Below are 9,792 nucleotides of genomic sequence, written 5' to 3' on the forward strand. Positions count from 1 at the left end.
AAATAGAGGATGTTTTGCGATGTGCACGATAACAAAAAGATCTCCATTGCCGCCGCCATATTCTCCCTCATCACCCTCTTGTGCTAATTTTAATTTTTGTCCACTCTTAACACCTGCAGGAAGCTTTACAGAAATTTTTGCAGCTTTTTCAACATCTCCACGCTTTCTTAAAAAGTGAATTATTTTTTCTCCTCCACGAGCTGCATCTTCAAGAGTGATAGAAAGAGTGTATTTTAAATCTGCACCGCGAACGGCACGACTTCTTCGTGGTCCTTGAGCTTGAAAAAATTCTCCAAACAACTCAGAAAACAAATCTTGGAAAGAATCTTTCCCGGGCCCGCCAAATCCAGCGGCGCCCGATCTAGCGAATCCTTCAAATGGATTTCCGCCTCCAAAACCTTGCTGCTGATTATTTCGCTGATTATTTCTAAAGGGATCAAAACCATGGAAGGCTTGAGCATAAGAGGGATTAGAGCCGAATTGATCGTAGAGTTTTCTGCGTTTTGGGTCTTTTAGAGTTTCATAGGCTCTAGAAATTTCTTTGAACTTATCTTCTGCAACTTTGTCATTAGGATTTTTATCAGGGTGATACTTCATTGCGAGCTTACGGTAGGCTTTTTTTACCTCGTCTTCGCTTGCGCCTTTTGCCACGCCTAGAATTTTATAAAAATCTTCATACTTATTCATTCGTTTCTTGTTTTGCCTCTTGTGCGATTATAACTTTTCCTGGGCGAATCAAGCGGTCGTGCAATTTGTAAGGTTTTGTAAACACTTTCGAAATTGTTCCAGGCTTGTACTCGTCAGTGGGCTCCGTGCCCATAGCTTCATGATGAGAGGGGTCGAAGTTTTGACCTAAAGCCTTAACCTCCGTAACACCAAATCTATTCAAAACATTTTTGAATTCACTCGAGATCATATTGATTCCATCAGAAAAACTTTTTACATTTTCTGGCGTAATTTCCATCGACATCGCTCTTTCAAAATTATCCAAAAGATCAAGAAGCGATACGATTAAATTCTCTGAGCCATATTTCATTACATCAGATCTTTCTTTGATCATTCTTTTTTTATAATTTTCAAAATCTGCCTTTAGATAAAGCATGTCATTGAGAAGTTTTTCGTTCTGTGCTTTCAGCTCTGAGGCAGGATCATCTTTTTTCATTTGCTCAGACAACTTTTGTTCTTCGTTTACTTCTTCATTCTGGCTTGAGTTGTCGTTTTCTTCGTTAACCACGGATAGCTCCTTATATAAATTTTAAGGTGTAAACCCAAAGATTTAATATAGGTCTTCTTTTAAAAACGTCAACCGTTCAAAGACCAGATTGCTAAGAATTTTACCCTCTTTTGTTAGAGTGTAAACTGTGCCTTCTTTGTGCAGCAACCCCTTGGAGATGAGGACAGAAAGCTCGTGTATTAAGGTTTTGGGAATATTTGAGTATTTTTTTTCAAAATCATCAATATTTAAGCCCGACATCTTTCTCAATGATGTATAGCAGAATTCAGTCATGGATTGATGCTTTTTTAGCACTTCGATTTGCTCTGGTGAAAGACCCGCCGAAACTTTATTCGGATTTGCCAATTCACGAATATACTTTTCATATCCCTCATACGATTTAGGATTCCAAAAGCGAGTTCCCCAATCGGTTTTATCCTGGTCCAGGAACGAATGAGAACTCAATCCGATTCCCCAATAGGGCTGATCTGTCCAATAGAGAAGATTGTGTTTGGATTCAAATCCAGGCTTTGCATAATTTGAAATTTCATAGCGATGAAGAGAGTACTTTTCAAGGGTGTTGTCAATGACCTCAAACATTTTGACTTGAGTATCATCATCCGGGCGATCTTTTGAAAGGCTATGTTTCTCAGGCACATTCAAATAATAAGTGCTTACGTGTTTTGGAGAAAATCTCAAAGACTCTTCAATGTCTCTTTTTAAAGTCTCTAAAGTTTGATTGGGAAGTGCAAATAGTAAATCCATAGAGAAATTCACATCGTATTTGTTGAGAAGCCCAAGAGTTTCTTCGGTTTCTTTAGAAGAATGCTTTCTTCCAATGTCTTTTAGAAGTTTATCATCGAAAGTTTGAGAACCTACGCTAAAGCGATTTACACCCAGTTCTAATAAAGTTGTTAATTTTTTTTCGTCTAAATTACCAGGATTAATTTCAATTGTTATCTCGGGGACAGACTCAGGTCCTAATGCCCCGCCACCAAAATTTCTGAAGTGCCTCTTAAGTTCGCTAATGATCAGCTGAAATTGCGCAGCTGTGAGGATGCTGGGAGTACCTCCGCCAAAATAAACTGAGGTAATTGCATTTTTGGGAACTAAATGATGTTTTTGTCTTATCTCTGATAGTAAAAGCTGAGTATAATGATCAGGGTCAGGGATTTTTCCTATCTCGAACTTAGCAAAGTCACAGTATGGACAAATCTGAAGACAATAGGGAATATGAATGTAGATTCCAAACCTGTTTGGCTTCATAAAAACTCAAAGGAATTAAAATGGTTCAAAAATTTCTTCTCTCAAACAAATTGAAAGTTCTCCTCGTAGAAAACCATAAAGCTCCGGTGGTGACAATACAAACTTGGGTAAAGACGGGCAGTGCTGATGAGGTCACAGGCCAAGAAGGATTAAGTCATTTTATAGAACACTTGCTCTTTAAAGGGACTAAAAAATACAAGGTCGGTGAAGTTGCAAAACTCATCGAGGGAGCTGGGGGCGAGCTCAACGCCTACACATCTTTTGATCAAACAGTATTTTACATGACTCTTTCTAGCCAATTTGTGGATCTAGGATTAGATGCTATGAGTGAGATGGTGGGAAGACCTCTCTTTGATAAAATTGAAGTGGATAATGAAAGAGAAGTCGTGATCGAAGAAATCAAGCGGTCAAACGATAGCCCTTCTCGCAAATCAAGCCGTTTACTTTTTGAGAGTGTTTACAAAAACTATCCATATAGCAGACCGGTGATTGGCTATGATCATATCGTAAACAATACTCCCGTAGAAAAAATTAAAAAACTTTTTCACGATAGATATTGTCCAGAGAATATGTATCTTTTGATTGTGGGCGATTTTAACTCAGCAGATTTGAAAAAGAAAATCAAAGCTCAGTTCTCAGATCTAAAAGGTAAATTAAAAATTGTCAAAAGACCAAAAGAGCCTGCGCAAACGGAAGCTATCATTGCGGTGGAGAAATCAACATTCAATGAGAGTTATTTAAATATCGCTTGGAAAACTTTAAATGCTTCAAAAGATGAATTGATAGGCCTTGATCTTCTTTCATATATTTTATCTTATGGGGACAACACAAGATTGATCCAATCGTTAAGGTTGAAAAATCCTCTTGTAAATGAGATTGGCGCTTCGCAATTTTCTTCGATCGGACCAGGATTTTTTTCTATCACAGCTTACTTAGACTATAAAAATCTTGAAGCAACTCTTGATGAAACTGCAAATGAACTGGCATATCTTATAGCAGAGGAACCCTTTGCAGAGGAATTAAAGAAAGCAATTACGCAACTTGAAAGCACAGAATACTACCATGAAACCATGGACTCTATTGCGCGAAAAGTGGGTAACAACCAGTTTTTGTACAATGATCCTAATCACTTTCAAATTTATTTGAAAAAAATGAAATCAATGAAGCCAGAATATCTATCAAAGCTTGCAAAGAAATATTTTTCTGCCGAGAACATGACTTTGACGCTGGTCTATCCTGAAAAAGAAAAAGATCCAACGGCTCTTCTCTCTACTTGGGTAGAAGATTATAAGACAACATTTGACTCTTTTAAGGCTGAGAAAATTTTAAAAAGCAAAAATCCAGTCAAGCAAGAATCTTTGGAGTTTAAGAAAAATAAAATTATCCATAAATCGACAGATCTAAAAGTTATCGAGCACAAGAGCGGCGCGAAGATTTTCTTCCAGCCAATTGAAGGTACTCACGTTGTGAGCGCCCGAACAGGATTCCTAGGTGGATTAAGGGCCGATCCAAAAAATAAAATTGGAACCTCGGAATTGATTTCTAAAACGTGGTTGTCCGGAACGAAAACCAAGACTGAATCTCAAATTTCAGATATCTTAGAAACAAACGCAGCTCATATGAGTCCGTATTCTGGAAGAAACTCTTTTGGCCTTCATTTCCAAATGTTAAATCAGGTGGAAAGTAAGATTGGAAATCTTTTGGAAGATGTCATAATCAACTCAGCCTTTCCTGCTACAGAGTTTGAAAGAGAAAAAGAAATATTAACCCACCAATTAAAAACTCTAAATGATCACCCGTCTTCATTGGTGTTCATGGATTTCATGAAGTGTCTTTATGGAGAACATCCTTATTCAAATGAAACTTACGGAACTCTGGAAACATTATCTAAAATAGGCCAGCAAGATCTATCAAAACTAGTGGATACCTATGTGAATCCTAAAAATTTCACAGCATGTGTCGCAGGGGGTTTTGATGAAAACTACTGGATGGATTTATTTGATAAAATGATTTCAAAAATGAATCGTGGAGAGAGATTCGAGAAGAAATTTGAGCACGACACAATTATGCAAGATCAGAAAACGTTTAAAGTTTTGGATAAAGAACAATCGCATATTGTTTACGGTTTCAAAGGTCTTTCAATGTACGATGAGAGACGCCACGCTCTTACCGTGATGCAAACAATTCTTTCAGGCCAAGGTGGACGTCTTTTTATGAACTTAAGAGACAAGGCTTCTCTTGCGTACTCGGTTTCGCCAGTTCGTATGGATGGAATCGAAACAGGTTACTTCGGAGCCTACATCGGATGTTCACCAAACAAGGGTAAAAAAGCTTTAGAAATGATGAAGGTCGAATTCGATACTTTAATGGATAAAAAAATCCCCCAAGAAGAATTAGATAGAGCTAAGCAAAATATCATTGGTAAGCACGATATTGGAACTCAGAAGACTAGCAATGTGAGTTCATTGGTATTGTTTGACGAAATTTACGGAATTCCCCATAAGACTCCAAAGGAATTCGCAGAAAGAATTAAAAGCATCACTGCAAATGATATTCAAAAACTTGCGCAGCATTTATTTTCACAACATAGTGTCAAAAGTGCTGTGGGCCCAGAATGTCCATGGTGACCCGCAGTTCCATGTTTTTGTATGTGAGAATTCCCTTGGTCTAAGTACCCCGGTGTGATTTATTTCAGCACTCAGTACTGCTCTAAAGTACAGCTCTGAAAGCATTGTGGGGGAAAATGAAAATAAAATTAATTTTTACAGGTTTCTTTATTTTACTCAGCACCATGGGGTGGGCGAGAGAAGAAATCACTTTTGAAGACGACAAGCAATTTTTATTAATAGGCCATGATCTTTGGCAATACGAAGTGGATGAGGTTGAGACAAAAACGACATCAGAATTTATTCAAAGAAGTAAAGTCATCTACGAGAAATATCGCACTGGAGAAATGTCATTTAAAAATTTTAAACATACAGAAATGGGTGTTGAAAGCTTTTTATTCCTGTTAGAGGAAACATTTAAAATTTATGAAGCAGCCGAAGCAAACTCAAAAACTTTAGAAGATTTTCATGAAATCATAAATCGTCAATTTATTGGACTTCGCCAAGCGATTATAGACAGCTTTTCACATGAAGACTTGAGAAAAAATATTCCACAAGCAACTTTAGCTGCGGTGAATGACATTTTGAATAACGGCAGTAGTGAGGGCACAGGCTCAGAATTACAGTTTGTTTATCTCTTTATCTATAGCTGGGAAGATATCCTAGTAAAGAAAGAGGCTGAGTCTCCAGTTCAATCGGGGTCGGAATATGTTGCGCGCTCCATAGCTGCTCTTGAAGAAGTAGAAAAGAAAATAAATGCTCCTTCAGAACGATCAATGGAGACAGCGGTATTTTCTACGAAGCATCTTATAGAAGTATTAAAAGCATCCGCTCAATGCGCAAAAGATCTACCAGATTTTTGGAATCTAGCAAATACCTACCTTGTAGGTATTAACGAAGCCATCGAAGAAGGATTGGTGAAAGACAAATCGTTAAAGCGAATTGAAGAGAAAGTAAAAGCCGCTACGGAAAAAGCTCTGGAAAATATAGGACAGAGTCATCTGCAGTGCAGTTACTGATCGACTCTTATTAATTCTTATAGCTTTTATAAATAAATTTTTTTTGAAAATCTCGATTTGGTCGAGGTTTTCTCATTTTGACACACAGAAAGTTTTATTTCCTCTATAATCACCTTACATATACTCCGAAAAGATATGTAAGGACTTGATATTATGAGCGAGAAGAAAATTAATTTTTTAGTCTCTACAAAAGATTTTTTCAACGATGTTGTTCAAGAGGCAATTGTCGCAAGAAAAATGAGTACATTTCCTTTGGCTCAAAACTATCTGGTTTCTATTCTTGAAAACTACATCCACACCAATAATCTTTTCGACACACACTCTGAGAACGGAAAGAAGACCAGAGACACACTTGCCGAGACCTTCTTAAAAGCACAAAACTCAAATCCAACGGTGAAAATAGAATTGCTGAAAAAATTAGGTGATGTTTCTCTGTATGTGAGCGGTTTTTTTGCAGATTCGCTTTCTAGAAAGATCGTGGATGTGGATTATTATGTTGATATGGGGGAAGTGGCCTACGCAACCCTCGCAAGCGAAATCAAAGAGGATACGTCTAGGAAAGTATTTAAGGACTTTTCATCAAGATTTTTGGAATACGTTGATCTTTTAACCACAATCAGTCAAAAATCACTAGTGCAAAATGATGAAAGCATTTTGCGGCTATATGAGAAGTATCTAAAGACAGGTTCAGAGCTTGCTCGCGAGACACTAGAAGAAAAAGGAATAGTAACAATTCCTTTTGATAAAGATAAAAAATCAGTAGCACAGTAGGACATGGCAAAAAAAAAGAAATCAAAAAAAGTTGTATATCTGCACGGCTATTCCAAGGAAGAGCAAGATAGACTCTATTATCAAGCCCGACTGCTTGAGGCCGATGTGTTTGAGGGAGTTGATTTCAGCCAGTGTAAAAAAATCATCGAAGTGGGATGCGGGGTAGGAGCACAGACGCAAATTTTATTAGAAAGATTTCCGCATCTTGAAATCCTAGGGGTAGATCTCTCAGAAGCGCAAATCAACGTTGCCAAAATAAGACTAAAAAAATATGTCGAGAGCGGACAAGTTAGACTGCTTTGCATGAATGCCGAAAAAATTGGCCAGCTCAAAGAAAACTTTGACGGCGCATTTATTTGTTGGTTCTTAGAGCACGTTCCAGATCCTTTAAAAATACTAAAAGCGCTGAATAAAATTTTAGTTCCCGAGGCAAAAATTTATTGCACGGAAGTGCAGAACGCTTCATTCTTTGTGAATCCTTACAGTCCTAACATTTTGAAGTACTGGTTTGAATTCAACGATTTTCAGTGGGAGCACGGAGGGAATCCGTTCATGGGTGCAACTCTGGGGAATTTGCTTCTAAAATCCAAATACAAAGATATCGATGTGGATTTTAGGGGCTTGACTTACGACTCTCGCGACAAGAAGGCCAGAAAAGAATTTGTTCTCTATTTTGAAGAGCTAATGTTCTCCGCTGCCGAAAATTTAATAAAAGACAAACGCATGACCACAAAGAGTCTTAAAAACGTTAAAGCAGAAGTAAAAAAACTAATTAAAAATGAAAATGCGGTGATTCAATTAGGGTATATGAGAATAACAGCGATCAAATAGCATCTTCAACGTCAACCCGCTTTTTACCAAACCAAGCCACAAAGAAAATAGAAACCTCATAAAGAGCAACTAATGGTCCAAACATTATTGCCATTGAAAGCGCATCAGGTGTGGGTGTTGCAATCGCCGCGATGATAGCAAGGATTACCATGGCGTAACGTCTTTTGGCTCTTAAAAATTTAGCGTCCACAATTCCCAATACTCCTAGAAGCACAATCACCAGAGGGAGTTCAAATACCAATCCAAACATCAAAGTCGTAAGAATAAAAAATGAAATATAATCCGAAATTGTAATGAGTGGTTTATCCGTATCTCCACCAAAGTTCATTAAGAACTCAAATGTTGTAGGATAAACAAAATAATAAACAAAGAAAATCCCGCCCAAAAACAAAACACTTCCTGCGATGATGAATGAAGCTCCATATTTCTTCTCTTTGGTATAAAGCCCAGGAGCAACGAACTGCCAAGCTTGATAAATCCAGAATGGACAAGAGATGATAATTGCAGCTAGAAAAGAAACTTTCAAATGCGCCATAAACTTATCCATCACGCCAGTGAAGACAAGTCCTCCTCCGGCAGTCTCAAGATAAGGCGCTATGGGTTTTCTAATCACATTAAAAATTTCTGTGCTGTAGTTCCAGCAAAAACAAAAGGCAATAGAGATAAAAATCATAGAGTAGAGAACTCTTTTTCTAAGCTCTTCGAGATGGGAAATAAACCCCTCAGTTTCTGAGCTGGGTTTTTCAGTACTATGCTTTGTCGTCACTTGGGGCTTCCGGTTTTTGATCGAGAGGTTTGCTATCTGAAATTTTTGGGCGAGCAATGGAATCAGTTTCTGGTAAAAGCTGAAGATCTAAATCTTTTGTAACATCTTTTTTTAGATCATCCTTAAAGTCGCTCACCTGTCGAGCTTCTCTCTGGAGAGAGTCTGTGATTTCGTTAGAGGCGCGTTTAAAATCTCTAAATACTTTACCTAAAGTTTTTGCAAGTTCAGGCAATTGCTTGGGTCCGATGAAAACCAACGCAATAATAAAGATAACCGCTAATTCTTGAATACCAAGATTGAACATGGCCAAATATAAAGGTGAGCCGCACCTTTTGTAAAGATTTGCGTCATCATATGACGCAAACCTGTGGAAAAGGTGCGGCTCACCTTTATAGGAGCTTTAGTTCGAAATAGAGTGGTTTGTGGTCTGATGTGGTCACATCGTGAAGGACTTCTGTTTTTGTGATTTTGAATCCTCTATAAAAAAGGTGATCCAGTACAAAAAGTCCGCTGTATTCATTGCCCTTAACCTCTGCATGTTTAAGGCCTAGAGATTTCATAGTTTTCAGTAAAAATTCCGTTCTTCCAGTAGTGTAGGTGTTAAAGTCACCGGCAAACAGGATCGGTCCTGTGTGGCCTTTGATAGTCTCCGCTACCATGTTGATTTGATTTTCAAAGAATCCTTGGGGAACAAAATTAATTCCATGAACATTAAGAACCATAAGTTTTTCGCCAGTTTCAGGAATGTCATAAAGATTTACTAACGTCATTTTATGAACATCCGAAAAAGGCTCTGTATTCGGGCTTTTCAAATAAAAGAAATCATCAGGATTTGCTCTGCCAGCCGTAAGTACGCCAGCAAAGATACCTTTATCATCTATAAAGTTTCGCGCCATTTTCCAATTCATCTCTTGTCTTGAACAAGCAAGATTAAGAAAGGCTTTGCTTAAATGTCCTTCCTGAAGAAGCGCGAGATCAGAATTTTGAGTGAGAATATCTAGATCTGCGTACACACCAGGCTTCCCGCCCTTGTATACGTTCCAGACTAAGAGTTTTAAGTTTTCTAAATTTAATTTTTGAGAAGAATCTGTTTCCACAATGCTTTCGATAAAGTCACCCGGAGGAGATAGACGCCAGAACAAAGCATCAGGACAGTAAGGTCCTGACGATGCAAATGCATTTACATTCGTATTTAAAAACAAATTAGATAAAAGAATCGCCCCTAAAAGAACATCCCGCCCCAACTTCATATCCCCCCCGAGACACTAGCCAAGTTAGTCACCTAGCTGAGAGGGAAGCTATATGGTGATGGTTTCTTTG

General features: G+C 38.0%; 10 protein-coding genes. 4 read left to right on the forward strand and 6 right to left on the reverse strand.

The window, feature by feature from the left end; all coding sequences use genetic code 11:
- The 3 genes from V4596_04850 to hemW form a co-directional block, all read right to left on the reverse strand.
- The coding region (locus V4596_04850; protein MES2768455.1) for a DnaJ domain-containing protein at nucleotides 1-687 on the reverse strand (687 nt) is incomplete at its 3' end.
- Nucleotides 680-1,234: a nucleotide exchange factor GrpE gene (gene grpE / locus V4596_04855; GenBank protein ID MES2768456.1), complete on the reverse strand. Its 555-nt coding sequence runs from the start codon at nucleotides 1,232-1,234 to the stop codon at nucleotides 680-682. The genes V4596_04850 and grpE, both read right to left, overlap by 8 nt.
- Nucleotides 1,235-1,276: 42 nt before the next feature.
- Complete coding sequence (gene hemW / locus V4596_04860; protein ID MES2768457.1) at nucleotides 1,277-2,479, reverse strand: radical SAM family heme chaperone HemW; 1,203 nt, start codon at nucleotides 2,477-2,479, stop codon at nucleotides 1,277-1,279.
- 20 nt (nucleotides 2,480-2,499) lie between these two features.
- Between hemW and V4596_04865 the strand changes: the two genes are divergently transcribed.
- The 4 genes from V4596_04865 to V4596_04880 all read left to right on the forward strand — a co-directional run bounded on the left by V4596_04865 (nucleotide 2,500) and on the right by V4596_04880 (nucleotide 7,706).
- Complete coding sequence (locus V4596_04865; GenBank protein ID MES2768458.1) at nucleotides 2,500-5,106, forward strand: pitrilysin family protein; 2,607 nt, start codon at nucleotides 2,500-2,502, stop codon at nucleotides 5,104-5,106.
- Between the two features lie 116 nt (nucleotides 5,107-5,222).
- Nucleotides 5,223-6,104: a hypothetical protein gene (locus tag V4596_04870; GenBank protein MES2768459.1), complete on the forward strand. Its 882-nt coding sequence runs from the start codon at nucleotides 5,223-5,225 to the stop codon at nucleotides 6,102-6,104.
- A 153-nt stretch (nucleotides 6,105-6,257) separates the two neighbouring features.
- Nucleotides 6,258-6,875 carry a hypothetical protein gene (locus V4596_04875; GenBank protein ID MES2768460.1) on the forward strand — a complete coding sequence of 206 codons (618 nt, stop codon included), beginning with the start codon at nucleotides 6,258-6,260 and terminating at the stop codon, nucleotides 6,873-6,875.
- 3 nt (nucleotides 6,876-6,878) lie between these two features.
- Nucleotides 6,879-7,706, forward strand: a complete 828-nt coding sequence (locus V4596_04880) for a class I SAM-dependent methyltransferase (GenBank protein ID MES2768461.1) — start codon at nucleotides 6,879-6,881, stop codon at nucleotides 7,704-7,706.
- Here V4596_04880 and tatC read toward each other — a convergent pair.
- From tatC to V4596_04895, 3 genes are all read right to left on the reverse strand, one after another.
- Nucleotides 7,699-8,472 carry a twin-arginine translocase subunit TatC gene (gene tatC / locus V4596_04885; protein MES2768462.1) on the reverse strand — a complete coding sequence of 258 codons (774 nt, stop codon included), beginning with the start codon at nucleotides 8,470-8,472 and terminating at the stop codon, nucleotides 7,699-7,701. The genes V4596_04880 and tatC overlap by 8 nt on opposite strands.
- Complete coding sequence (tatB, locus tag V4596_04890) at nucleotides 8,456-8,776, reverse strand: Sec-independent protein translocase protein TatB (protein MES2768463.1); 321 nt, start codon at nucleotides 8,774-8,776, stop codon at nucleotides 8,456-8,458. The genes tatC and tatB overlap by 17 nt, the downstream gene beginning before the upstream one ends.
- Before the next feature lie 85 nt (nucleotides 8,777-8,861).
- Complete coding sequence (locus V4596_04895) at nucleotides 8,862-9,722, reverse strand: endonuclease/exonuclease/phosphatase family protein (protein MES2768464.1); 861 nt, start codon at nucleotides 9,720-9,722, stop codon at nucleotides 8,862-8,864.
- Between the last annotated feature and the right edge of the window lie 70 nt (nucleotides 9,723-9,792).

Source organism: Bdellovibrionota bacterium (assembly GCA_040386775.1).
Taxonomy (GTDB): domain Bacteria; phylum Bdellovibrionota; class Bdellovibrionia; order Bdellovibrionales; family JAEYZS01; genus JAEYZS01.

Bases quoted from the DNA above. Each gene is read 5' to 3' on its own strand.
- hemW (MES2768457.1), bottom strand. From the start codon at position 2,479: ATGAAGCCAAACAGGTTTGGAATCTACATTCATATTCCCTATTGTCTT.
- V4596_04865 (MES2768458.1), top strand. From the start codon at position 2,500: ATGGTTCAAAAATTTCTTCTCTCAAACAAATTGAAAGTTCTCCTCGTA.
- V4596_04870 (MES2768459.1), top strand. From the start codon at position 5,223: ATGAAAATAAAATTAATTTTTACAGGTTTCTTTATTTTACTCAGCACC.
- V4596_04875 (MES2768460.1), top strand. From the start codon at position 6,258: ATGAGCGAGAAGAAAATTAATTTTTTAGTCTCTACAAAAGATTTTTTC.
- V4596_04880 (MES2768461.1), top strand. From the start codon at position 6,879: ATGGCAAAAAAAAAGAAATCAAAAAAAGTTGTATATCTGCACGGCTAT.
- tatB (MES2768463.1), bottom strand. From the start codon at position 8,776: ATGTTCAATCTTGGTATTCAAGAATTAGCGGTTATCTTTATTATTGCG.
- V4596_04895 (MES2768464.1), bottom strand. From the start codon at position 9,722: ATGAAGTTGGGGCGGGATGTTCTTTTAGGGGCGATTCTTTTATCTAAT.